Source organism: Paenibacillus sp. ACRRX (genome assembly GCF_022346885.1).
GTDB lineage: Bacteria > Bacillota > Bacilli > Paenibacillales > Paenibacillaceae > Paenibacillus_B.
Window position 1 is genome coordinate 52,224 of sequence record NZ_JAKRNK010000004.1, and the last position, 26,215, is coordinate 78,438.

Here is a 26,215-nt window from a genome sequence, read left to right on the forward strand (position 1 = left end):
TTCATCACCCCGCTAAAAAATACATAAGATATACTCACAAATCTATTCCACTGTCGCCTTAATCGAAGACTCCCCATCCTGTTTTGACTTAAATACAATGGATGTAATTTCACCCGTCCAGGAAGTTCCGGGCACAATATTTTGGTGCATCTTAAACGTTATTTTTCCTATCTCGTTCGTTACCTCAAGGTTAGAATCCGTTATCTTTCCTGCCTGGATCCTGTCCAAACGTGGCGTGAAACCGTATAGATCAATCACTTCTAATTGCTGAGGATCGTACGTCACCACATATGTCAACTCACTGAAATCTTGAACATTAGTCGCGAATAACGCCAAATCAAACGTTTGATCCTTTGTGCCACGAATCATATACGTCGGATTAGTCGTACTTTTTACAATGGCAGAGCTCCATGCCGTTACACCCGTTTCATTCTTAGCCCGAACTCTGTACGTATGGGAAGTTCCAGAATCCAATCCAGCATGTGTATAAACAGATCCATCCCCGGCATTTATCACTTTTCCGTCTACTTCAATGTCATATCCCGTCACTCCATCGCCTTTATGCCAACGGATCTCGATGCTGTTATCATTGGCAAATGCATCAATGTTAGCAGGAGCGTCAGGCGGATTAGGCAGTGTAAACATCGAAAGCATCGCAACCCATTGCCCCGGATAATCCTCATTTTTGACACGAATTTTGTAACTATGAAGCTCACTAGCTTTTAAACCTGAGTGTTGGTAGATCGTTTTTGTCCCATTGTTATATAACACTCCATCTACTTCAATTTCGTATTGAGCAGCCGGTGCTACCGCATCCCACGAGATGGTAATGAATCGATTCGTTACAACCGCAGCAATATTCGTTAACGAATAATTGGCACTACTATCTGCTGGAAATGTGGATAATGTGATCGGAGTACTCCATTCGCTATAACCACTGACATTATGTGCCCGAACTCTGTACGTATGCTGACTGTCAGGCTTTAATCCAAGATGCTCATACTGATTACTATCAAGTTTGACAATGGAGCCTCCATCTAGTTCAATCTCATATCTCTCTGCATGAGGCACCTTATACCATGTGATGGAAATGCTATCTTTCTCCGCTGTTGTCATGACATTGCTCGGAATCGCAGGCTTTTCAGGAAGCGTTGTCACATGTACCGGATGGCTCCAGCTCCCCTTTCCACCCTCATTAACCGCTCTAACTCGATACATATGTCCGCTTAAAGGTTCCAAACTATCATGTTGGAATACTTGCTTATCCCCGTTGTCCACAATGAATCCATCTGCTTCGACTTCATATCCGGTTGCTCCAACCGTTTTGGCCCATGACAGATTCACACTTCGGATCATGACATCTGCTGTCACCTGCTGTGGGGCCTCTGGAGGATACGGCAGCGTCTTCACAACTTTTGGTTTGCTCCATTCTCCCGTTCCACCTTTATTTTTAGCCCGCAAACGGTATGTATGGTCCGTTGTTGGCTGCAGTCCCTTATGCTCAAAAGAGGTCTTCCCCCCCGTATCTAGCACGGTTCCATCTGCCTCGATATCATAACTTTCTGCTTTTGCTACTATGTCCCATTTCAACGTAATTTGCGTCTGAAGAGGTGCTGCAAGCACAAAATTGGGTACACCCGGTGGATCAGGAAGTGTAAAATAGGTCGCTGGTTCACTCCAGTTCCCTATTCCGCCAGCATTGTTAGCCCTTACCCTGTAGGTATGTTTCGTATTGGGAGCCAGTCCACTATGCATAAATGAACCGGAGGTGCCATTGGTGTAGACAACTCCATCTGCTTCAATGTCATAACTCGTTACCCCCGATGTTTGAGGCCAGTTAACTTTAATCCATTGTTGAGCTGGCTCTATCGTGATATTTGACGGTGGGGTTGCCAACGTAGCAGCGTTGAGCAGCGGACTATCCACGGTTTCCATGCCGCTTTTATTTTTAGCTCTAGCCTGCAAACTATAGAGACTATTAGGCGATAAGCCCGTCACTCTTATTTGTTTATTCGTTGGGGTTACCCAACTAGGCGTAGAGGACAACGTACCATTTTCACTCACATACTTTTGTCCCGCTTTGATCAAGTATTGTGTGTGCGCGGGATTGCTGTCTTGCAGCTGAAAAATGAAGCTGGATTCTGACACCTGGTTTACGTTTATAGTAGGTGTTTGTGCTTTTGTAACTACAGATTGATTCGTTGAAGCAATATGACCTGCATAATCCCTTGCTTCAAAGCGGACGTTATATTCGGTATTCGGGACTAAATTTGCAGATTCGAATTGCGGCGCCGCCGTCCATGCACTTGTGTTGGACCCAATCGAGTACCTGTAAGGTTGCGGATGCAAGCCATACAGGGAATCCGCAGCAGTACCGTTAACTTGGATGATTGTATCTGTCGCTGCAACATGCATATTTCCAATCACTGGATTGGACTTATCCACTCTGAATTGGACCACGTCCTGTACCATAGCCGTACCGTCATTCACCGTGAACCGGAAAGAATGCGTACCTTCTGATAAGGAGGCTAAGTTAATCGCATTAAAGCTGACATTTTGAGAAGTTGCCGTATTTGTGATTACTTTGGTATCCCTTGGTGTCGTTTCCGAATCCACATAATACGCAAATCTTAGCGTATCGCTATCAGGATCCATGGCTTTAACCATTGGAATAAATGAAGTATTAGCATCACTAAGAAGCTGATCAGGAGTTGGTGTAATGATTTGCAAAGTAGGTATTCTTTGAATCTGATCAAAGATAGACGTTAGATTCGCATCAAAATCACTGTACAGATTTAAACTTAATCCTCCAGTTGCATCTGAAAGCTGCTTAAATTGATATTCAATGTCTGAAGAGGAGATTGCGGTTAGTATAATGTTATTGTTCTTTAGATATTGTTTGACGCTATCAACACTATAGTTGCGGTAACTAGTAACTACCTCGTCACCAATCAAGATAAAATATTTGGATGCATTTATTTCAAAGGGATAACTTTGAGCCGCCTCCATAATCGCATCTAAACCATTTTCAGTCCCACCATCCACTGAAACGTTGTTTAAGTACTGCTTAAATGTGTCCACATTGCTTGTCAGATCATACTTTGTCACATATTCTTCATACGTCACTAACCCCAGTTGATAGGAAATCCCTTTTGTTTTCAGTAGATCGGTAAATCTGCCTACTTTATTTTTGACACTATCAATAGATGATCCCATACTCCCAGAACGGTCAATTACAAAAACAATATCCACTTTACTCGCCGCTTGAACAGGTGGGGTTATCGTTAAACTCGACACTAATAGCAAAAAACAAAGTAGAGGTATAAGCCTTTTCATATCTTTTCCCCTTTCTTTAAAAAGGCAGTGGTCTATTCTAGATGAGGTTGAACCAGGAATCTCCTGATTCAACCCAACTTGTAGTTATTCAATGATATACGCTACTTTTGCCTGTTCACTCGTCCGTACAAGAAGCTTTATGCTATTCATAAACGTCTTATCGGCCGCAGTCACATCAAAAATAATTAAACCTGGATTAAACGTACGTATATGGATGTTAGTCCCCTTAATTAAACCAACTTCTTGTTCAATTTCAGGTGTCACTGCACTGAGATCCAAAACCTCTAGCTCTGCTGGATTATAGTTGATTGTAATCCGATAAGGATTAACCCCCGATTTTTTGGGAGCTAGAATCACAAAATTAAACAGGTTATCCTTACCCGCATTCACGACTATTTCCTGTACGGTTCTCTTCTCAAATGCCGGTGACCACTCGCCATGTCCCCTGACATTATTGGCTCTTACTCGATATACATGCAAAGTGTTTGCTTCCAACTTGTCATGTGTGTAGGAATTGGATGTCATCCCGCTAATGACAATACCATCCACTTCAATGTCATAACTTGCACTACCTGCGACACTTGTCCAATGAACCGTGATCGAGGAAGCTGTAGAGGAAGCACTCGTAATTTGCGGCACGTTGGTTTTCGTCCATTGTGTTACGGCTTCACTCCAAGCGCTGAGATGTACGCCCGCCTTGGCTCTTACCCTATAGGTATGCTTCGTGTTAGGAAATAGGTTGGTATGTGTAAATGTGGTATGAGCACCGTTATCCATCACTTGCCCATCCACTTCAATGTCATAACCAGTACTTCCGACAACGTCCTCCCAATATACAGCTATGGTGACACTCGTCGCTTCTGTACGGGTTATTTTAGGCGTGCCCAGATTCGTTGCGAGACTGAGTGTTTCACTCCATGCTCCAACTTCATTCCCTTGCTTGGCTCTTACTCTGTACACATGTCGTGAATTAGGGATAAGTCCGTTATGTGTATACGACGTTTGGTTGTTAATTTGAATGAGCGCTCCGTCCACAATGAGCTCATAGGCCGTCGCACCGTTTACGCTGTCCCATGTTAAGGTAATTGTAGAAGCAGTTGACACACCTCTAAAGTTTTCAGGCTTGCTTAACTTCGTTTCTTGTGTGACATACTCGCTCCACTCACTGGTACCACCTGTATTTCTTGATCTTACTCTGTAAGTATGTTTGCTGTTCGGCAGCAATCCTGAATGAAGGAAGGTCACATTCAAACCGTTATCCACGATCTGACCATCCACCTCAACGTCATACCCTATCGTGCCTACTACAGGATCCCACTTCAGTTGAATCTCATTGCTTGTCGCGGAAGTACGAAGATTACTCGGACGGTCAGATAACGTCATTGCGGAAATCAACTCGCTCCATTCACCGACTACGCTTCCATTTCTAGCCCTAACCCGATAAGTATGTTCTGTATTTGGTATAAGTGGAGAATGCGTATACGTATGTCGAAGACCTGTATCCACCACTATGCCGTCCATTTCAAGATCGTATCCTGTCGCCCCTACAGCGATATTCCATGCAGTTTGTATGCTTGTGTTAGTTGAACGAGCATGAAGATTTTCAGGAATCGGAGGCAACGTTACAGCTGTTACAAGCTCACTCCATTCGCTGCTGCCTTGACTGCCTACGCTCCTGATTCGATAGGTATGTTTTGTGTTTGGAGATAAATTAACATGGAAGTATGTTGTGCCTGAAAGAAGTGTAATGACAACACCGTCTACTTCCAAATCATAACTAATCGCACCCGCAATGGCATTCCAGGATACTTGAATCGATGTGTCTTTTGCTTTTGTTGTTAATGTATTTAACGCCGCAGGCAAAGTAGATTGTGCGATTATAGGGCTCCACTTTCCGTTACCGCTTTCATTTTTGGCGCGAATTCTGTACGTATACTGCATGTTGGGGTTCAATGAAGAATGTACATAGGTTGTTAAATTCCCTGTATCTAGAATGGTATTGTTCGTCTCAACGTCATAACCTGTCGCCCCTTGTATTGGCGTCCAGTTCAGAGTGATAGAGGAACTTGTTGGTGAGGCATCTATAAGCTGTGGAATATCAGGTAAAGTCCATTTGTTGATTTCTTGTGACCAATTACCTACAAACAAACCGTTTTTAGCTCTAACTCTATACGTGTGCATCGTTCCAGGATCCAGATTCATGTGTACGTAGCTGTTATTTAACTGATTATCAATAACAACTCCATCCACTTCAACATCATATCCTGTCACATTGCTTAGCGCATCCCAACTTAAAGTTACTTCTGTTTCTGAAGAAACCGCTATCACTTTAGTAGGTACGTCATGCAGGACAATCTCAATAGCAGATACAATGGCCCATCCGGCTCCGCCATTCCAATTAAACTGGACATTTAATTGCCCGTCCGTTACTTTTGTCACAAATGTTTGATCGCACGCAGTAAATGCCCCACATTGTGCAAAGATATCAAACGCTGTCAGCACCTTTGTGCCTTCCAGGCTCACATCAAATTTGCGCTGCTCTGCGGCAACTGCCCAGTCTTCCACTAACTTAAGCTTTACATCATACGTCCCATTAGGTAAATCAAACTTGTACCCTTCATTGTCACTGAACATCTGATAGCTTTGGTATAATGTAGGATCATTCGTTCCTTTTACAGGTTGGGAAAATTGCTGTACGCCATAGTTTCTCGTATATCCCCACGATCCGGACTTATACAGTTGATCCCCCATCCATACATTTCCCATTGTATCCACATAGGAATTCCCGTTTGCATTTACACGAATACCTGGCAAATTGGATTGGACGGGAGGTTTAACCGGCATCGTGCCTGCAGGTACGATTTCAATTGCTGAGACAGTTGCAAAGTTAGCTCCACCATTCATATTAAAGCGAATATTCAACTGCCCATCCTTTACTAGAACCTTAAAGGAACGGTCGCATGCGGTCAGGCTCCCACATTGAGCATATATGTCAAATGATTGCAGCACGGTGCTGTCTTCTAAGGTGACATCAAATTTTCTTTGTCCTGCAGCAGTAGCCCAATTCTCCACAAACTTCAACGTAACGTTGTACTCACCATTGGGGGTGTCTACTAAGTACCCTGCCTGATTCATAAAATAGCGAACAGATTGATATAATACAGGATCAGAAGTGTTCATTACTTGTTGTTGAATCTGGTCTGAGCCGTATGTGGTGTCATACCCCCAGCTTCCCTTTGTATAGGGTTTATCGATATACCAAGGGTTGCCATTTATGTCTACATAGGACACATCTTTTCCATAAACCGAACCAGCAACGGTTCCATAAACAGCTTTCGTAACAGAACCATTAACATCTATCCGAAGCGGTGTTGTCGATCCAATGGTCGACGAGGGAAGGGCATGGCTAATCCCTTCATCCATTAAAAATGGTTGAATTTGCAGCAGGATACACAGGATTAAAAAAATTCGCATGCAAATTCGAGACTTATTTTTCATATCCGTCTCTCCTTATGATTGTACTGGATCCCTAGAACTGTATACCTTTCAACCTATAATCCCTTTTATGACATTCCTCCTACGCATTCAAATATCCGAAGCATTGATATCCTGCATATACATGAAAAGTTCCTCAGGAGATGCTTCGTATTAACAAATTTCTACATTTTCTTTAATGGTATTCTTTATGAAGTTAAATAATCCTGCTCTATATATTTAAGCGTATTAATTTTTTTGATATTCATGTTTTCTTTTCGACACTTTAAGGCTAATGCTTACCAAACATAAGGCGATTCCGAACCATAAAAGCAATGAAGGAGGCTTGCAGCCAGCGCAAACCTCCCAGACATCGATTACTCCCTTTGTCCCGCACACTGCTTCTTATACTCCAGCGGACACATGCCAATTCGATTCTTAAACAAGCGGCTAAAATAATACTGATTGGTGTATCCCACCTTAATCGCCAGATCTCCGATCTTGATATTGTGCATCGTATGATCCAACAATTCCTTAGCTTTGGACAGCCGCAATTCAGTCACATACTCCAGAAAAGAAGCTCCCAGTTCCTGCTTCATTCGTTTGCTCAAATAAGTGTGATTCATATGAAACAAGGCTGCTACTTTTGATACCGTCAGCTCGGGGTCCTGATAGTGGCCATTAATATAATCCGTCACTTTAATCATCAGCACAGAGCCATCTCCCATACGCGAATCCGTCTCCTGATAGGAAGCATGTTCAGGCGACTTCGACAACTGCGGATTTAAGCCGCTCAAATGCTGATCCAGCCTGATAAGCAGCCGCTTCAGGTCGCTCTTCGGCACTGGCTTCAGCACATAATCGTAAGCATGCAATTGCAGAGCCTGCCGAGCATATTCAAACGTATCGTAGCCGCTTACGATGACCGCCACCACCTCACCGTAGCGGCAGCGAATTAAGCGCAGTAGATCCAGTCCATTTACCTCTGGCAAATTAATATCAACAAATAGCACATGCGGTGCGGCAGATTCCATCAGAGCTAACGCTTCATCAGCGTTTCTGGCCTCGGCCGAAACCCGAAATGGCAGTTGACTTTCCTGCACATACTGCTTTAACCCTTTACGAATAATCGATTCATCGTCAATGATCATAACGTTCCACATGGTGTCTTCCCTCCAATGGCAGTGTGAGCAGCATCCTCGTACTTCCCTCGCCGCTTTGAATGTGTAAGCCATAAGGCTCGCCGTATGCCAGTCTTAGTCTATGATCAACACTATACAAGCCGAAGCCGAGAACCCCCTTCTGCGGTATGCCCGCTAACAACGCCTCTTGAATGCTGGCTAGAGCTGCTTCCGGAATGTCGACTCCATTATTGGCTACCTCGATCATGAAGCAGTGCTCACGCTCATAAGCGCAAATGGAGATTTTGCTCTTCCGGTTAACTAATGGCTTGATGCCATGGTATATTGCATTTTCGACCAGCGGCTGCAGCAAAAAACGAATAATGGGATAGTGTCCCAGACACTCGTCATAGAACAGTTCATACTCCAATATTTCTTCATAGCGCACGCATTGAATGTGCAAATAACTCTCCACATGGTGAAACTCCTGTTCCAACGTAATATACTGGCTTCCACCGCCCAGTCCTAAACGAAAATACGTGCTCAGCGCCTCTACCATCCCTACAACGTCATCTGCACCATGGCCTGCTGCCATCCATTGAATAGTATCCAGCGTATTGTACAAGAAGTGAGGCTTAATCTGTTCTTGAATCAGCCTTAACTCCATTTCCTTTTTCTCATGCTCATACCGATACAACTTCACAAGCATCTGATTAAAGCTCCTGCCTAATTCACCAATCTCATCATTGCGCTGTTCATTAGACCTTACACTTTGATTCCCGTCCTCTACTTTCTTCATTACTCGCTGCAAAGCTCTTATTGGCTTCACAATGGAAGCGGCAAGCAGCATTAACAAAACCAGCAAAAAGATACCGATCACACTGCCTGTTAGCAGCGCTGAGCGCTGCATTTGCTTCATCCCTTGTGACAACTGTGACTTTGGCAATTGAAACGTTAGACTCCAGCCTGGAACGTTTCGGATCGCAGCAGTGAACAGCGCCATCTGCTCTGCTCCCTTTGATGTATCGTTTAGCTTCGCATCGAACTGATCACCAACCAGGAGCTTGCCCATCCCGTCGTATACATAAATATCCTTCGCAATATCCTGCATCTTCCCAATGGGGACGGCCGCAGCAATATAAGCAACTTCGTCGTCTACAAGCGGTTCGACACGGTGTAAAATGACCACAATGTCCGCCTGATTGGCATGTGACCGGATCACGTCACTAATGACATACGCTTTATCTGACTCGAGCAGCTTCTGGTAATAGGGTCTCAATACAATAGAGAATGGCTTGTCGTGCAGTGAACATGAATTGCCTGCAATATCAACAACCCGAATAGACTCATACGCCTCTTTCCGCGTCTTGACTAACTGCTCTATTTCGTGCAGCAGCTCTTTCTTCCCCCATCTGTGCTCGGACGCAAGCGAAGCGAGCAAATCCACCTCCCCAACCCGCTGCTCAAACCAATAGGCAATCTGATCACTGCGTGCGTTAACGATTTGTTGGGTTAAGCTCTTATTTAGCGGAATAACGGTACTTTCCATCTCTAGATGAATGGTTACGAGCAAAGCCATAAATAATAAAGCAAAGCATCCGCCGACATAATACGTTATTTTTCGTTGTAAGGATCTCATATTTGTATTACATCACGTTCGCTGTCTAGATCAAATGAGGAGAATCACTCGCCCGAAAAGGATAAAAAAAGGACAGTCTGTGCAAATACTTTTGTCTCCACCTCTTCTATACTTAACATTGTAATACTTTTCACAAGAATACCAACTATGAACTGCCTGTGCAGCACTCCTGCTCCACATTCTTTATATGGAGTAAGTACGCCTTATTTAGTGAATATATTCACTACTACTTGTACATCTTCACAGGCAAGCCAATCATCCCAACTTTCAGGAGGAATTATGCGTACACAAGCCACCAAACTATTATCTGTCGTTCTCATTTTATGTCTAGCCTTCTCACTGTCAGCTTGCGGGTCAACAGACAATACGGCTTCGAAATCAGAAGGAGCCGTAAAAGAAATCGGTGTCGGTAATGGCAAGCACGGTGATATTAAAGTTGAAGTGACATTTGCTGACGGTAAAATTACAAATGTCGATGTGTTAGAGCAAAAAGAAAACGAGGTGCTGGCCGAGCCCGTATATACACAATTAAAAGACAGCGTTATTCAAGCCAACAGCGCTGAAGTGGATGCGATCAGCGGATCTACCGCCACCAGCAAAGGATATTTGGAAGCAATCCAAGATGCAATTACAAAGTCGGGCCTTACTCTAGCGGCAGGCTCTGCAGTTGGAAACAGCAAAAGCACGGAAGAAACGGATCAGACCTTTGATGTTGTCGTCATCGGCGCAGGCGGTGCAGGCTTTAGTTCCGCGATTGAAGTGAAGAAAGCAGGCGCAAGTGTTGTTATTTTAGAGAAAATGCCAACGATTGGCGGCAATACCCTCATATCGGGTGGAGAGATGAACGCGCCAAACACTTGGGTGCAGCAAGCGTTAGGCATTAAGGATGATACGCCTGAATTGTTCTATCAAGACACCATGAAAGGTGGAGACAATCTGGGCAAGCCTGAGATGGTCAAGATTCTGGCCGAGCAAGCCCTTGCTTCCGCAGAATGGCTGCGTGACGAGATTAAGGTTGAATTCTTGCCGGATCATCTGTTCCAATTCGGCGGTCACTCGCGCAAACGCGCCTTAATCCCTGTAGGCCATACAGGTGCTGAATTAATTAAGAAACTGAAGGCAAAGACAGATGAGCTGCAAATTCCTGTAAAGACTTCTATGAAAGCAGAGAATTTGTTAATGGACGCAAGCGGTCGAGTGAACGCAGTCGAGGCGACTAGCAAGGATGGTCAAAAGATCACGTTCCATGCCAATAAAGGCGTTGTCATCGCTACAGGCGGTTTTGGTTCAAACGTGGAAATGCGCAAGAAATATAACCCGGTCCTTGACGAAAGCTATATGTCCACAGATACACCAGGGACTACCGGCGATGGTATTGTGATGGCACAAGAGCTTAAAGCGGGCATTACGAATATGGAAAATATTCAAACGTATCCGGTCTGTAATCCAAAGACAGGTGTCATCTCACTTGTGGCCGACTCTCGTTTCGACGGCGCTATTCTGATTAATCAAAGCGGTCAGCGATTTGTTGAAGAGTTGGAACGCCGAGATGTTATCTCGAAAGCCATTCTTGCGCAAGAAGGCAAGTATGCCTATCAGTTCTGGAACCAGCATATTGCAGACATCGGCAAGACAATCGAGGTTCATCAAGACGAATATGATCAATTAGTAAAAGATGGTCTGCTCTATAAAGCGAACACAATTGAGGAAGCAGCTAAATTCTTCAAGGTTGATCCGAAAGCGCTGCAGGACACAGTGAACAAGGTCAATGCATATGCGAAAACAGGCAAGGACTTGGACTTTAAGCACCGCAGCGGTCTCGTCTCCCTTGAACAAGGCCCTTATTATATTCAGAAGGCCGTGCCTTCTGTGCACCATACGATGGGTGGTCTTGTCATCGATAAGGATACCCGTGTGTTGGCCGAAGACGGGAATGTCATTCCTGGCTTATACGCAGCAGGCGAAGTAACAGGTGTCATTCACGGCGCTAACCGCCTTGGCGGCAACGCTATTTCGGATATTATTACATTCGGACGTATCTCGGGACAAAATATTGCCAAGTAGTAACCAGCTCCAATGTATATAGCCCCGCTTAAATAAATAACAGCCCCTTTGCCTTATATAGGGTATAAAGGGGCTGTTCCTGTTTTCAGTTCAACGCTATTTAACCGTAAAGCCGCTCTGATCAAGCAAGTCCAGGGAAGCATTCTTATCCTTGAACAGCCTCCAATACCGCCTGTGTATGCCCCTTAACTTTTACATTGCGCCATGCTTGCTTCAGCTTGCCATCTTCGTCAATTAGAAACGTGGAGCGGACAATCCCGAAGTACTCCTTGCCGTACAACTTCTTTAATTGCCACACACCAAATTGTTCAGCCACCTGATGATCCTCGTCAGACAGCAACAGAAACGGCAGTTCATGCTTGGCAGCAAATTTGGCATGCGATTTCAACGGATCAGGGCTAATTCCGATAATAGTAGTATTCCATTTCTCAAAGTCGCCATGAAAGTCGCGGAAATCACAGGACTCCTGCGTACAGGCCGGCGTATTATCCTTCGGATAAAAATACAAGACGACCTTCCGTCCCCGATAATGACTTAAGCTTACATCTTGTCCGTAAGAGCCTGGCAGGTTGAAGTCCGGGACAAGGTGTCCTATTTGCAAAGTCTCTGACATCGTCAGCACCTCTCATTTCCTATCATTTCCTATGTAATACGGATGAAGTCCCCTTAGCTTAACATATGTAAATCTTTGCGACCAATAATCGAAACAAAAGCAGTAAAACAAGAGGATGCCCCATGCCAATAGACATGACAGACATCCCCTTTTCCCGCAGAAACATTACCAACTAAGAACCTGCACCACGGTATTTTTTGATTCCTATATTCCATAGCGTTAATCCTATTGCAAATGCGACAATCCCAACCAGCGGCGTATACAGTGCCAACTGCTTCATCCCTTTGCCGGTTATAAAATAAGAAGCTGGGATAATACCTACAAAAGCAAATGGCAGTATCCACGTCAACAGCACCTGAATGAAACGGTTATAGATGGTCATCGGATAACGGCCATAGCTCTGAATATTATACACAAGCGGCAAAATGCCCGTCGGTGCATCTGAATAGAAAGAGATGGAGGTAAGCGCAATGTATATGCCAAAATAGATCATAACCGATCCGACAATCATCACAAGGAGCACCCCTACCTCAAGGAGTCCGAAGGGCAGATCAAGCCGCACCCAACAAATCCCCATCATCAGCGTTCCAATAAAGGAACCGATGACTGCGGGCGGGTCCACATTTTCGAGCAGGATCTGAAACAGGTTATAAGCAGGCCGCGTTAGAATGCGATCCATCTCGCCTTTGACAATATAACGTTCACTGAACCCCCACAGATTAAAGAAGCAAATAAACAAACCGTAGGGAATCATAAAGTAACCATATACAAACACCATCTCATCTCGTGTCCAGCCAGCAAGTGTCGGCGTGTGCATAAAGACTACAAAGATAAAGATCAAGTTAGTCGCCTGAAAGAGTAAATCCGACAAGACCTCGATCCAGAAGTCTGCCCGATAGGTCAGACGCGTTTTGGCGTAATTTTTCAAATATTCTCCCACAAGTCCCATATAATACATCGCCGTCTACCCCCCTTGCACGAACAAACGATGGCGGGCCGAGCGCCACAGCATAATAATCGGTATCGTAAGAATGACCAGCCAGATCACTTGTACCGCCATGACTCCTAATATGTCTCCATCTGGGACACGCCCTGTGAAGACTGAGCTCGGCAGATACGTTATAGCTTGGAAAGGCAGCCATTCATTCAGCCCCTTCAGCCAACCCGGGAAAAATGAAATCGGAACAATAACACCAGAAAACAGATCGACCACAACCCGCTTCATGCGCATCATTCCTTCATTGTTTTCAATAAAGAAAGCGGAAAGTCCAGTAATAATATTAATCTGCGAATTAATCAGGAAGCTCATAAACAGCATCCACGCAAATGTAACCCATAACTTTGGATCATGAGGCAGCTTGACAGGGAACAACAAACACGCAATGACTAAGCCAGGTGTCATAAACAACAGCAGCCGGAAGCATCCCTCTCCAAGACCTTGCATCATTTTTACGACAATGTAGTTGTAGGGTCTTATAAATTGAATCGCTACGCTGCCGTCCCGGATCTCGCCTGCAATTTCACGATCCAGATTGTTAAAATAAAACGCCCGTGCCATCCAAGAAACAGCAATATAAGTGGTCATCTGATCAGCAGTGAAGCCCGCCAAAGTTCCTTGTCCTCCGTATATCGCCTGCCACGTAAAATAATACACACCGATGTTAAGCGTGTAGATTAAAATACCGGAATAATAGTTCACTCTGTAGGCGAGCATCGTCAGGAAACGCATCCGAATCAGTTCCACATAAGTGCTAATCATGACTCACCAGCCCCCGCTTTGGCTTTTGCAGTGGCCGATTCATCCTTCACTTTCTCTTGATCCAATTGTGCAGTCGCAGGGCTTGACTCCAGCGGTTGTGATAATGCTGCTGTCACCGACTTAGTGGACTCCAATGACGCTTCTGCCGCCTGTGCAGCGGCTGTCGCCGACTGCTGCAGCATCTCAATGGCAGGTGCGCTGGCAGAACCTGTCTTGTAGATCTCACGAACAATATCATCTGTGTTCGTCTCGTGAATACTCAGATCGCTAATTGCGGTCTGACTAACGATCCGTGCGATGACATCCGATACGTTGCTGTCCGTTGGAACAAATACGCTGGCCTGCAAGCTGGAGGTCTGCTCCCAATTCACCGCCATGCCTGTAGTCAGCGCCGTAAGCATATCAGCTGTCATCGGCTTTGCAAACTCCAGTCTTACTTCTCTTCCTTTGCCCCATGTCGCCTTTAACGTATCCAATCCGCCATCATAGATGATATTTCCGTCATCCAACATAATAACCCGCGAGCATAAGGCCTCGATATCTTGCAGATCGTGTGTTGTCAATAGAATCGTTGTGCCGTATTCCCGGTTCAAATGCAGTAGAAATTCCCGAATTTCAGTCTTCACAACAATATCAAGGCCGATTGTAGGCTCATCCAGAAACAATACATCTGGTTGATGCAGCAGTGCCGCTACAAGCTCGCAGCGCATTCGCTGCCCGAGGCTTAGTTTGCGGACAGGTCGATGCAGCAGCTCCTGCAATTGAAGCCGCTCGATTAATTCATCCAATCTACGCTTAAAGTCTTCTTCGGATACTCGATACACTTTGCGCAGCAAGCGGAATGACTCGATCACACCGATGTCCCACCACAACTGGCTGCGCTGTCCGAAAACAACACCAATATGCTTTACAAAAGCCTCTCGTTCTTTATGAGGCACGTATCCCTGCACATGGATTGATCCCGACGTAGGTACCAGTATGCCCGTAAGCATCTTGATCGTTGTTGATTTTCCTGCTCCATTCTCTCCGATATACCCGCATATTTCTCCTTGGGGTATCGTAAACGAGATATCTTTTACCGCAGCTACTTCGTTATATTCGCGCTTAAACAGATCCATAAAAGCACCCTTTAAGCCCTCACGGTTCCGCTGCACCTGAAACGTCTTGCGCAGCAGTTCCACTTCGATTGCGTTCATTTGATTCGTATCCACCTTTCTCCCCTTATTGTCTTGCCAATTCTCTTCCGTCAATATACCCATTTCATTGATAATCGAGGATTAAACCTCGTATAATAGGAGAGATATGGTTATGGGGTTAACCCACAATGTCTAATATATCATGATATCGACCTGGTATGAATGCATCGGAACCGACATCTGGTACCCGCTTCCTTATTTCCGACTGCGGAAAGGACGGAGACTATAACATGAGATGGATCTATAAGAAGTGGAAAATGCTTTTGCTCACCTTTACCTTGATACTCGTTGCGGGTGCAGGTTCGTATGCTTGGTGGCTCTATGATAGCTTGAATAGCCTGAGCAAGGATCAACAGCACACGCGATTTCCGGCGTCAAGCGTCGCCACAATGGGAACGAAGCCTGCTCCTGAGCCGCCAAAGTGGGAAGGCGAAGAGCGAGTTAACATTTTGCTGTTGGGTGCGGATACGCGTGGTCTTCAGAAAACGGAAAGTCCGCGTACCGATTCCATGATTATCGCTTCCATTAATCCGTTAACGAAGCAAGCCCAGCTGATGTCTGTCATGCGGGATGCCGTCATGGATATTCCGAACATGGGGCAAGATCGCGCCAATACCGTGCTTCAGGCAGGCGGTCCCAATCTTGTGATGCAGACGATTGGCAAATGGACAGGTCTCGATATCCAATATTACGTCTATACCGACTTTGAAGGCTTTATTGCGCTTATCGATGCCATGGGAGGCATTGAGATGGACGTCGAAAAAGATATGGACTATACAAGCAAAGCAGATAAACACCAGTACGATATTCATCTCAAAAAAGGCAAGCAGCTGCTTGATGGCAGCAGCGCGCTCCAATATGTCCGTTTCCGACACGATGCGTTGTCCGATTATTCGCGCACGAAGCGTCAGCGTGAAATGCTGGGTGCAGTCGCCCAGAAGATGAAATCCGCCTGGTCGATTTTGACACTCCCGAATTTGATCCACAAAATGTCGCCTTACGTGGAGACCAACTTAACAGCTGACGACATGATCAAGCTCGGCATGCTTGGAATGCAAATCAATGTGGGGCCCAGTCAGCAGCTTCCACCGACGGAGTTATTAGTGGAGAAGCGTATCCATAACGCCGCTGTGTTAGGCGTAAAGAGCGAAGAGGAACTGCGGATGTACATTAGGCAGCTGCTTAAAGTGAATGATCCTGCGACCTCTGCTGCTCCTCACTAACAACAGCATATCTCTTGATAACGGGACACCTCTGACATAACCTATAACAACTTTACTCGTTGAACATGGCTTTATATATATGCCATTCTTTACGGACATATGGACGAACAAGGTAGTTAGCCATTCAGAAGTATACTGACAGTGCGAATATTACAGGCTCGTCGTGTTCAAAGACTACATACGCATGGTAAGACGTTACTTGTATGATCAACGCATTACAGCCTGTCAGACTCTGGTTTACAGGCTAAAAAAGTCAATCGTTCGACGACCACAATAAGGAGATGGAGAAACATGATGATGCAACCTCGCGAACGCTCCGCACAATTATACGAAGAAGCGCTCGAACATATCGTAGGTGGGGTGAACAGCCCTTCCCGCTCATTTAAAGCAGTAGGCGGTGGTGCGCCTGTATTTATGAAACGCGCGCAAGGCGCTCATTTCTGGGATGTGGACGGCAATACCTATATTGATTATCTCGCAGCATACGGTCCGATTATTACCGGTCATGCCCATCCGCACATTACACAAGCGATCACAAAAGCCGCTGAGAATGGCACGCTGTACGGCACGCCTACTGAGCTAGAAATTCAACTGGCGCGGATGCTCAAATCCGCTATCCCTTCTATGGACAAAGTCCGCTTCGTCAACTCTGGTACCGAAGCGGTCATGACAACAATTCGTGTAGCCCGTGCCTATACAAAGCGCAACAAGATTATTAAGTTTGCCGGCTGTTACCACGGCCATTCGGATCTTGTACTTGTGGCGGCCGGCTCCGGTCCGTCGACACTAGGTATACCGGATAGTGCCGGCATTCCTGCCAGCATCGCGCAGGAAGTCATTACGGTGCCATTTAACGATCTCGACAGCCTCAAGGCTGCACTGGAGCATTGGGGAGAGGATGTGGCCGCCGTTATGGTCGAGCCAATTGTCGGCAACTTTGGTATGGTTATGCCACATGAAGGCTATCTTGAAGGACTGTGCAAGCTTACACGCGAATACGGCGCATTGGTCATTTACGATGAAGTCATCAGCGCATTCCGCTTCCATTACGGTTCGACACAGACCTATCGTGTGTTCCCTGATCATGCAGCTATCGAGCCTGACTTGACCGCACTAGGCAAAATTATTGGCGGAGGACTGCCAATCGGTGCCTACGGTGGACGCAAGCACGTTATGGAACAAGTCGCACCGCTCGGTCCTGCTTATCAGGCAGGCACAATGGCAGGCAATCCGGCCTCAATCGCTGCAGGTATTGCTTGTTTGGAAGTACTGCAGGGCGAAGGCGTTTACGAGCGTATGGAAGAGCTCTCAATCCGCTTGACTGCAGGCATCCAAGAAGGTGCTGATCGATACGGCATTCCGCTGACGATTAACCGAATTCGCGGCTCCTTCTCGACGCACTTCTGTAACCACCCGGTTACCAATTATGAGCATGCTCAAGACACGGATACAGAAGCGTTTGCCGCTTACTTCCGCCACATGCTGAATCAAGGGATCAATTTGGCTCCGTCCAAATACGAAGCTTGGTTCCTCACAACTGCGCATACCGATGAGGATATCACCAAGACAATTGAAGCTTCGCACGAAAGCTTCCGTCGTATGGCACAAAGCTAGCTTCATCGTTATTACCACGTATCAGTTACACAACAATACCCCCGTATCGCATTAAGCGAGTACGGGGGTATTTAAGTTCGGGATAACGATAACAGTTAGCTGCAATTTCTCTTTATGCCGCATTGTTGCAATCCTTTTAAGCAGTTCGTGTCTGCATCAAGCCCAATCCATTCTAAAAGCAATGATTGCCCCACATTACAGCATATCAACTATCCTTGTTCATCTTGTCTGTGTAGTACACAGCTACCGTAATACAAGCGGCTCCCATCAGCCAGCTTACGATCACCTGCCATACTTGCTTCAGGTCTATAATTAAGCTGCACGCGATAAACAGCAAAGCCCCTATACAATTACACCATACAATCAGGCGGTACTTCAGCATGCTTCCGACTCCCCCGTCCGCACATGAATGTCCTTGATTATGTATCTTTTGAAAAATAGATATAGGAATACTCTACCATTCTAATTATAACGATATGAGTCATTAGACTCAATATTGTTTTGATTTTACATGTGAAATGAACGACCTATACAAAAACACCCCGCAATGGGTGTCTGTTATCCAACTGAATAACAGACCCATTGCGGAGTGTTCTATTAGCTAAGCTATGACACGCTTAAAGTTAGAGTTTCTTAATTTCTTCTTTTAGCAGCTCAGACTGGGTACCGAATACAACTTGTACGTTACCTTTGCCCAATCGCATAATACCTGCTGCCCCCAACGCTTTCAAACCAGACTCGTTAACCAAGCTATCATCTTTCAGCGTCAGACGAAGACGAGTAATACAAGCTTCGTTTGTAATGATGTTATCTTTGCCGCCGATATTTTCTAATACCTTAACAGCTTTTTCTTTGAGGGTGCTATTAGCTGCACCAGCTGTTGCCGCATTAGACTCCTCTGTCTCTACTTCGCGTCCAGGTGTCTTCAGGTTCAGCTTCACGATAAGGAAGCGGAATAAGAAGTAATAAACAACGAAGTATGCAATACCGATTGGAATGAGCCACAATGGCTTAGTCGCAAGCGGGAAGTTCAGCGCATAGTCGATGAATCCAGCCGAGAAACCAAAGCCGTGCTTGATACCCAACAGTGCTGTAATTACGCCAGAGGCACCGGCCAACACAGCATGCACCACGAACAATACTGGAGCTGCAAACATGAACGCAAACTCAATTGGTTCCGTTACACCTGTCAAGAATGAAGCAAATGCAACTCCCATAAAGATCGATGCTACAGCTTTGCGTTTTTCAGGACGTGCAGTGTGAATAATGGCAAGTGCCGCGCCAGGCAGAGCAAACATCATGATCGGGAAGAAACCTGTCATAAACATACCAGCTGACTTATCTCCTGCGAAGAAACGAGTAATATCACCCTTCACAACCTCGCCAGCGGCGTCTGTAAATGTACCAAGTTGGAACCAAGCAATGTTGTTAAGGATATGATGCAATCCCGTTGGAATAAGCAAGCGGTTAGCCACCATAAAGCCACCAGAGCCAATTGCCCCTAAACCAACAACCCAGTTACCAAATGAATCGATAGCTTGTTGTACTGGACCCCAAACAATCGCAAAGGCAAGACCTATAATAATAATCGAAACGGATGTTACCATCGGAACAAATCGTTTTCCACCAAAGAACCCTAGCCAATCAGGCATCTTGATATTATGATACCTGTTGTACATAAAGGCAGCCAAACATCCTGCTAGTATACCGCCTAGTACACCCATATCCAATTTCAAGTCATCTGGAATGAAACTGAAAATACCAGGAGTGATCTCCAATATTTTCATAAGAATGATATGAGCAAGCACAGCCGCTAATGCAGCAACTGCATCTCCCGCTAATCCTATTGCAATGGCTACTGCAAATATGAGCGGTAATTGTTTAAAGATGGTATCCCCACCTGCAAATAAAAATGGAGCTACATACTGATTCAAAAACTCGCCTGCAGCGCCCATGTGAAAATCTTTCACGTAGTCAATAGCGCCGAATCGAAGTAAAATTGCCGCTGCCGGAAGAGTTGCTACCGGAAGCATCAATGCTCGACCAATTTTTTGCAAAAAGGCTAGCATGACATGTTCCTCCTTCATGTGAATAAATAAAGTATGGATAAAAGGTTAAAGAATTATTCGATAACCTATCATCACCGTTAGGGATGAAAATTAAAGCGTTAACACTTTTTAGTGATGAGACCGTCGAGGTCTGAGAACAGATCCTTGATTAAGCGGTTACTTCTTGTATCAGAACAAAAAAAGCATGAGCCTGCAGCATGTGTGTAATTACCTTTACCCGTAATAGATAAAGGTCACACATTCCCGCAAGCTCATGCCTAGTCGTACTAGTAACACGCTTGTAACGTGGAATTATTCAAAGTCCTTCTGAAACAATCGGTACAGGTGCATAGCAATGTATGCGACCTCATCGTCTGATACATTCATATTCAACGTCTTCGCCATTAATGCCCCGCATTCCTTCGCTACTCCAAATTCATACGGCACCATATCCATCAGCTTATCCCGAAATGGATTACGTGAATGCTCACCTTGACGAATCCGCTCAATCGCAAATCGTAAATGGGTTATTAACCTCAAGTAATCGATACTATCCTTAGGAATCTTACTGCCTCGTCGGTCTTCTATAAGAACGACCAGCTCCTTCAGCAAGTGATTGTACTGCACCACATTGCCTACTGGAACATGAGCAACAGCAGATTGAATATGAATGGTCAGGAAGCCGATCTCGTCTTCCGGGATAACAACTCCAAATGCAGACCCGATTAATTCGGCTGCTTGGGTTGCTACTTCATACTCCTTAGGATTCAACGTGCGTATTTCCCAAAGAAACGGATTCTCTATCGAAATATCATTTCGGATTCGGTACAATGCATATTCAATATGGCTTGGAAGAGCCAGATGAATGTGCTCGTTCAGATCGGGAGTCAGTTGTTCGGATACCAAGGAAATAATTCGCTCGGACACCATAATAACCTCGGCGTCTATCTGTTCCAGAATCATCTGATACTGTGATAAATGCTGTTCACTTGCCAGCGAGAACTTCTTCTCAATGCGAGCATCGGAATGCTCTATGGAAGCGCTCGGCTTCGCACCAAACCCGATTCCCTTGCCCATGAGAATAGTTTCTTTGTTCGACCACACATCGTTTGCCAATACGACATTGTTGCTTAATGCACGTATAATCTCAAAGCGACGCTCGCCCGACAACATAAAGCTCCTTCCTCATGAGTAATGCAAAGAGAAGTTGGTTGTGGAAACGTTTTCGCTTCTTAGCGTTCAGCCGAAACGTAACCCCATTTTAAGTCAAGCATTTTCGAAAGTCAACTCATAATATAATTATATTTAGTTTCCTGTCCAAATATAGCTACTTCCCTAAAATAACAATTTTGAACTACCCAATTTTAAATTATATATCGTCAGAAACGTGATAGAGGAAGGGCCTATTTGTGCCCTTCCTTCTATATGTGCTACAGCATCAATTCTTGAACCGCAGGTACGCGATCGTAAACGAGACGTTGGATATCCTCTTCATGTTCCATTATCAATGCCTCTTCTGCCAACTGCTTAAGCTCATCGCGATTCAAACGATTGATCAAAACACGCGCAGGCAAGACAGAACTTGCGCTCATGCTGAACTCATCCAGGCCAAGACCTAGCAAGACTGGAATGGCTGTCAAGTTTCCGGCCATCTCGCCACACATGCCGGCCCATTTGCCTTCCTTATGTGCCGCGTCAATAACCATACGAATCAAGCGAAGCACAGCTGGGTTAAATGGCTGTGTCAGATGGGACACTTTCTCATTCATGCGATCTGCAGCCATCGTATATTGAACAAGGTCGTTTGTGCCGATCGAGAAGAAGTCAACTTCCTTAGCCAACTGATCCGCAATAATAGCGGCAGCTGGTACCTCGATCATCATGCCAACCTCCATGTTTTTGTTGTAAGCAATACCTTCGGCATCAAGCTCTTCTTGGGTTTCCTTCAGAATCTCATTAGCTGCGCGCAGCTCAGCAAGCGTTGAGATCATCGGATACATCAGCTTGATGTTACCGTGTGCACTTGCACGCAGAATAGCCCGTAGTTGTGTCTTAAACAGATCCTTACGATCCAGACAGATACGAATAGCACGGTAGCCTAAGAAAGGATTCATTTCCTTTGGCAGTTCCAGATAAGGCAGCTCTTTGTCGCCACCTATATCCAACGTACGGATGACAACTGGCTTATCAGTTCCAAGCGTTTCGACTACTGTCGAATAGCTATGATACTGCTCTTCTTCGGTCGGGAAGCTATCGCGCCCCATATAAAGGAATTCCGTACGGAACAAGCCAACGCCCTCAGCACCGTTGTTGCGGGCGCCAAGCGCATCCTGCGGATTGCCGATATTGGCAACGAGCTCTACTTCATGACCATCAGTCGTGATTGAAGGCTTGTCTTTGTACAGCTTCATTTCTTCTTGTCGCTTCTCAAACTTGGCTTTCTTCTGTTCATACGTCGACAAGGTGTCTGCATCCGGATTTACCAGAATCATCCCTTGTGCGCCGTCCAGAATAATCATATCTCCGTCTTTTACCGTATTGGTAGCGGATTGAAGACCGACAACAGCAGGGATCTCCATGGAACGAGCCATAATGGCAGAGTGCGATGTGCGCCCGCCAATATTGGTAGCGAAGCCAGCCACTTTACTGCGATCAAGTGTTGCGGTATCAGACGGCGTCAAGTCATGAGCAAACAGGACAACTGCTTCATGAAAATCGTTCAGCGATGCGGATCGCTTACCCGTCAACACACTGAGAACACGTTGGCTTACATCACGGAAATCAGATGCACGCTCGCGCATATACTCATTGTCCATACTTGTAAATATATCGACCAATTGTTGGGTCACTTCCTGTAATGCATATTCAGCATTCACAGCTTCCGAACGTACCTTTTCAATTGCTTGCCCGATAAATTCCTCATCTTGAAGCACTAAAATATGCGTCGCAAAGATCTCCGCATGGTGCTCGCCAAGCTTCGCTGCAGTATCTTCCTTGATCTGCTCTAATTCCGCCATTGCTTGATTAACAGCCTGTTGCAAACGTGTCGCTTCCGCGTCCACATCTGCTGCTGGAATCTGCTTGCGTTCAACTACAGTTGTTTGCTCTTGCATAATAAATGCCGGTCCAATTGCATAGCCAGATGCTGCTGCGATCCCTTTAAGTTGCATGTCGGTTTCTCCACTCCTTTAGAAGATATAATACATAACGCGTGTATAGTAAGGTTTCTTATCTCTGTATTGAAATTGATGACTATTAATATTAACGACCAAGGACTTAGTTCTTCTTTCCCCGTCTGATTGAATCGAAAATCAATTAATCAAGCACAGACTCTATGATGCTGCCAACAGCTTCAAGCGCTTCTGCAGCTTGCTCACCGTCTGTAATAACGGTAACGGAATCGCCCGCTTTCATACCTAGTGTCAACACGCCAGTAATACTTTTAGCGCTCACTTTACGTCCGTTAAATTCCAAGGAAATTTGCGCATTAGCGAATTCGCTTGCTTTCTTCATGATAGCGCCAGCCGGACGCGCGTGAATACCTTGTGGGTTCTTAATTGTAAATTGTTTTTCCATTTTCGTTTGCTCCTGTTCTTTAGTAAAATGTGAATCCAAATGCTTCTGCTTAATTGTGCAGGTTAATTTATTTTAAGATGATCTCCATCAATTCAGATGAGTTGGCTGTTGCTTGGCCTTGGTTTACTTTCAGTTCAGCTACAATATCGCCGTTAGCAACAATGATCGGTGTGATGACAGGCAATCCTGCTTCTTTAATTTGGGCGATATCAAAATCAATCAGTTTGTCGCCTTTTTTAACTTTGTCACCTGATTTCACATAGGTTGTGAACGGTTTGCCTTGCAGTGAAACTGTGTTTACCCCGATATGAACGAGTAATTCCAGGCCGGACTCATGTCCGAGCACCAGGGAGTGATGCGTGTCGATCAAATGAATAACGTGTCCGTCGAAAGGTGCAACCAGGCTGCCTTGTTCAGGCTCGATCGCAATGCCGTCACCGATAATTTTTTGAGCAAAAGCCGGGTCTGGAACTTGCTCCAATGGTACTACTTTACCTGTAATAGGTGCTGTAATTGAAATCGATTTTTTCTTTTTCCCAAATCCAAACATGAGAATTCCTCCTCGATCAGTCCATATTATTGTCCGCGATGCTGTATCTGATGTTGTCCTCAAGCTCTCTTCTGCGGCTACACAACAAAATCAAAAAAGGCATGCGCTGAAGCATGCGGTTCACTCCGTGAACAGCCGCTTAGCTCATGCCTAGTCGTACTAGTAACACGCTATCTTGCAGTGTAAAATTCATCACTCATTCTAACATGCTGAATCGGCGGATGCAAGCGAGCAAGGCGGCTACAGATGTATTGCCAGTATGTGCTAAGTTACACAACAGCAGTGCGGACTTTTCGTACTCTTAAGATGCTCCTGTTGCGTGCAATTCATACGATTCATTACCCTGTATTACGCACTTGAAGCGAAATGGGATTCAGATGCTAACGATATTTATTGGCTTTTATCCTCTCACTGTTGCAATTTAGACACATACAGGTAGGTTCCTAACTTATCAAATAGATCAACTTAAGGCCGATTATTAGGCTTATTCACTGCAATTGTCGCAGTAATTCATAGTATAAGGCCACATTTCCGTCTTATGTGCTTCATTTGCTTCAATATATGTGCTATATGCGCTGTAAATCGATAGGCAGCTATAATTAAGACTGGTACTCCAGCTTAAGTACCACATTATCTCCTCATTAGTAGGAAATAAGCATGATTACCCGCCTTACTCTCGTAGCAGCATAAGCCACAGTTCAATGATTCCTAATTCTAATCCGACTCATCATACTATTCGTCATATGATTCATAATTCAACTCGTCATACACTTCATCATATGATTCGTAACCCCACTCGTTAAACTGTTCGTCATACGGTCCGTAACTCAACTCGTTATATCGTTCATCATATGATTCGCAACTCAACTCGTCACACACTTCATTATACGATCCGTAACTCAACTCAACATATATTTCGTAATTCAGTTCATGCGAATGCAAATAACCGGAGAGTTCTCTCCCCGGTTAACATAAATTTCGCCTGGTTGTTTCGCTTCGATGTTTCGCTTCGATAATCCGCTTAACGTCCATTTATCTATATAGATATAGTAAGGGATTATAGTACTCAAAATACCCAAAATTAACTTCCTTCATTTTAAAGGGTATACTCTTATCCGACGATTTATTGATTTATTAATGATGTTAATTATTCTATTACTTATTCAATTATTTACGGCATCACACATCATGATCATCACAGTATCGCGTAAGCTACCTCTATACCATCCTTCATCAGCTTCGTGTTCATTTCTTCCGACAAAGCACGATCTGTAACAACTCCTGTTAACTCCCCCACGCCTGCAACTGAAAATAAGGAGGCTCGCCCAACTTTCGTATGGTCAAATACCGCATAAGTAGCTTCAGCCTGACGCATCAGCATACGTGCGGTTTGTGCTTCAAGCTCAGAATAAGTTGTAATCCCTTTTGTAATCGAGAATCCATCTATCCCCATAAACAACTTCTCAATATTTAAATGCTCGATCGTCCGCTCCGCAAGCGGCCCACACAGCTCAAACGAATTGTTGCGCATCACACCACCAATCACAACAACTTGTAGGCCCTCACTGTCCGAAAGTTCCATCGCAATATTAACCGCATTAGTTACAACTGTAATCCCCTGCCGCTGTTTCAACAGCTTGGCAATCAGATAAGTGGTTGTGCCACCAGTTAAGCAGATACTGTCGCCTTCTTCAATATAGTCAACAGCACGTTTTGCAATAGCTTCTTTCTCCAGCCAGAGCATGCTCTTTTTTTCCTGGAATGTCACTTCCCGAACAGCGCTGCCGCCTTCATATAATGCGCCGCCAATTGTACGGATAAGCTCACCGTTACGCTCTAACAGGTCCAAGTCTCGTCTTGCCGTCGCCTCGGAGCAATCAAATTGCTCTATGATCTCTGCAATTGAAATACGACCATGCTGCTTCAACTCTTGCATGATCTGATGACGGCGGAGTTCGCCCTTAGACATCGAGTCATTCATTCTTCCTGTTCTCTCCTATTC

The 26,215-nt window shown here is 45.0% G+C and carries 19 protein-coding genes; 3 read left to right on the forward strand and 16 right to left on the reverse strand.

Annotation, left to right across the window (positions count from 1 at the left end):
* Nucleotides 1–42 precede the first annotated feature (42 nt).
* From MH117_RS13490 to MH117_RS13505, 4 genes are all read right to left on the reverse strand, one after another.
* On the reverse strand, nucleotides 43–3,297 hold the full coding sequence (locus MH117_RS13490) for a fibronectin type III domain-containing protein (protein WP_239329269.1): 3,255 nt from the start codon (nucleotides 3,295–3,297) through the stop codon (nucleotides 43–45).
* A 123-nt stretch (nucleotides 3,298–3,420) separates the two neighbouring features.
* Nucleotides 3,421–6,834 carry a fibronectin type III domain-containing protein gene (locus tag MH117_RS13495; protein ID WP_239329270.1) on the reverse strand — a complete coding sequence of 1,138 codons (3,414 nt, stop codon included), beginning with the start codon at nucleotides 6,832–6,834 and terminating at the stop codon, nucleotides 3,421–3,423.
* 353 nt (nucleotides 6,835–7,187) lie between these two features.
* On the reverse strand, nucleotides 7,188–7,973 hold the full coding sequence (locus MH117_RS13500; protein ID WP_239329271.1) for a response regulator transcription factor: 786 nt from the start codon (nucleotides 7,971–7,973) through the stop codon (nucleotides 7,188–7,190).
* The gene (locus MH117_RS13505) at nucleotides 7,951–9,570 is read right to left on the reverse strand and encodes a sensor histidine kinase (protein ID WP_239329272.1); all 1,620 of its coding nucleotides are present in this window, start codon (nucleotides 9,568–9,570) and stop codon (nucleotides 7,951–7,953) included. Before MH117_RS13505 ends, MH117_RS13500 begins: the two co-directional genes overlap by 23 nt.
* A 279-nt stretch (nucleotides 9,571–9,849) precedes the next feature.
* On the opposite strand from MH117_RS13505, the gene MH117_RS13510 reads away from it, so the two are divergent.
* The gene (locus MH117_RS13510) at nucleotides 9,850–11,634 is read left to right on the forward strand and encodes a flavocytochrome c (RefSeq protein WP_239329273.1); all 1,785 of its coding nucleotides are present in this window, start codon (nucleotides 9,850–9,852) and stop codon (nucleotides 11,632–11,634) included.
* A gap of 145 nt (nucleotides 11,635–11,779) precedes the next feature.
* Here MH117_RS13510 and bcp read toward each other — a convergent pair whose 3' ends face one another.
* The 4 genes from bcp to MH117_RS13530 form a co-directional block, all read right to left on the reverse strand.
* The gene (gene bcp / locus MH117_RS13515) at nucleotides 11,780–12,247 is read right to left on the reverse strand and encodes a thioredoxin-dependent thiol peroxidase (protein WP_239329274.1); all 468 of its coding nucleotides are present in this window, start codon (nucleotides 12,245–12,247) and stop codon (nucleotides 11,780–11,782) included.
* A 172-nt stretch (nucleotides 12,248–12,419) separates the two neighbouring features.
* A complete protein-coding gene (locus MH117_RS13520; protein ID WP_239329275.1) occupies nucleotides 12,420–13,205 on the reverse strand; it encodes an ABC transporter permease in 786 nt (261 codons plus the stop codon).
* A gap of 6 nt (nucleotides 13,206–13,211) precedes the next feature.
* Nucleotides 13,212–14,006: an ABC transporter permease gene (locus tag MH117_RS13525; RefSeq protein ID WP_239329276.1), complete on the reverse strand. Its 795-nt coding sequence runs from the start codon at nucleotides 14,004–14,006 to the stop codon at nucleotides 13,212–13,214.
* Complete coding sequence (locus MH117_RS13530) at nucleotides 14,003–15,202, reverse strand: ABC transporter ATP-binding protein (protein WP_239329278.1); 1,200 nt, start codon at nucleotides 15,200–15,202, stop codon at nucleotides 14,003–14,005. Before MH117_RS13530 ends, MH117_RS13525 begins: the two co-directional genes overlap by 4 nt.
* A gap of 230 nt (nucleotides 15,203–15,432) precedes the next feature.
* Here MH117_RS13530 and MH117_RS13535 point away from each other — a divergent pair, with 230 nt between their 5' ends.
* Together MH117_RS13535 and MH117_RS13540 are read left to right on the forward strand one after the other, a co-directional pair.
* Nucleotides 15,433–16,425 carry an LCP family protein gene (locus tag MH117_RS13535; RefSeq protein ID WP_239329280.1) on the forward strand — a complete coding sequence of 331 codons (993 nt, stop codon included), beginning with the start codon at nucleotides 15,433–15,435 and terminating at the stop codon, nucleotides 16,423–16,425.
* A gap of 294 nt (nucleotides 16,426–16,719) precedes the next feature.
* Nucleotides 16,720–18,039 (forward strand): glutamate-1-semialdehyde 2,1-aminomutase, encoded by a 1,320-nt coding sequence (locus MH117_RS13540; protein ID WP_239329826.1) that lies wholly within the window; start codon nucleotides 16,720–16,722, stop codon nucleotides 18,037–18,039.
* 205 nt (nucleotides 18,040–18,244) lie between these two features.
* Here the strand turns inward: MH117_RS13540 and MH117_RS13545 are convergent, their stop codons facing one another.
* The 8 genes from MH117_RS13545 to MH117_RS13580 form a co-directional block, all read right to left on the reverse strand.
* A complete protein-coding gene (locus MH117_RS13545) occupies nucleotides 18,245–18,421 on the reverse strand; it encodes a hypothetical protein (RefSeq protein WP_239329282.1) in 177 nt (58 codons plus the stop codon).
* A 241-nt stretch (nucleotides 18,422–18,662) separates the two neighbouring features.
* Nucleotides 18,663–20,108, reverse strand: coding sequence for a PTS transporter subunit EIIC (locus MH117_RS13550; RefSeq protein WP_239329283.1), 1,446 nt, complete (start codon nucleotides 20,106–20,108; stop codon nucleotides 18,663–18,665).
* 291 nt (nucleotides 20,109–20,399) lie between these two features.
* Nucleotides 20,400–21,260, reverse strand: coding sequence for a PRD domain-containing protein (locus MH117_RS13555; RefSeq protein ID WP_239329284.1), 861 nt, complete (start codon nucleotides 21,258–21,260; stop codon nucleotides 20,400–20,402).
* 257 nt (nucleotides 21,261–21,517) lie between these two features.
* Entirely contained in the window at nucleotides 21,518–23,257 is a 1,740-nt protein-coding gene (ptsP, locus tag MH117_RS13560; RefSeq protein ID WP_239329285.1) for a phosphoenolpyruvate--protein phosphotransferase, read from the reverse strand.
* Between the two features lie 145 nt (nucleotides 23,258–23,402).
* On the reverse strand, nucleotides 23,403–23,663 hold the full coding sequence (locus tag MH117_RS13565; RefSeq protein WP_239329286.1) for an HPr family phosphocarrier protein: 261 nt from the start codon (nucleotides 23,661–23,663) through the stop codon (nucleotides 23,403–23,405).
* Nucleotides 23,664–23,730: 67 nt separating this feature from the next.
* Nucleotides 23,731–24,213, reverse strand: coding sequence for a PTS sugar transporter subunit IIA (locus MH117_RS13570; protein ID WP_239329287.1), 483 nt, complete (start codon nucleotides 24,211–24,213; stop codon nucleotides 23,731–23,733).
* A gap of 732 nt (nucleotides 24,214–24,945) precedes the next feature.
* A complete protein-coding gene (locus tag MH117_RS13575; protein ID WP_239329288.1) occupies nucleotides 24,946–25,116 on the reverse strand; it encodes a hypothetical protein in 171 nt (56 codons plus the stop codon).
* Between the two features lie 292 nt (nucleotides 25,117–25,408).
* The gene (locus MH117_RS13580; RefSeq protein ID WP_239329289.1) at nucleotides 25,409–26,194 is read right to left on the reverse strand and encodes a DeoR/GlpR family DNA-binding transcription regulator; all 786 of its coding nucleotides are present in this window, start codon (nucleotides 26,192–26,194) and stop codon (nucleotides 25,409–25,411) included.
* Between the last annotated feature and the right edge of the window lie 21 nt (nucleotides 26,195–26,215).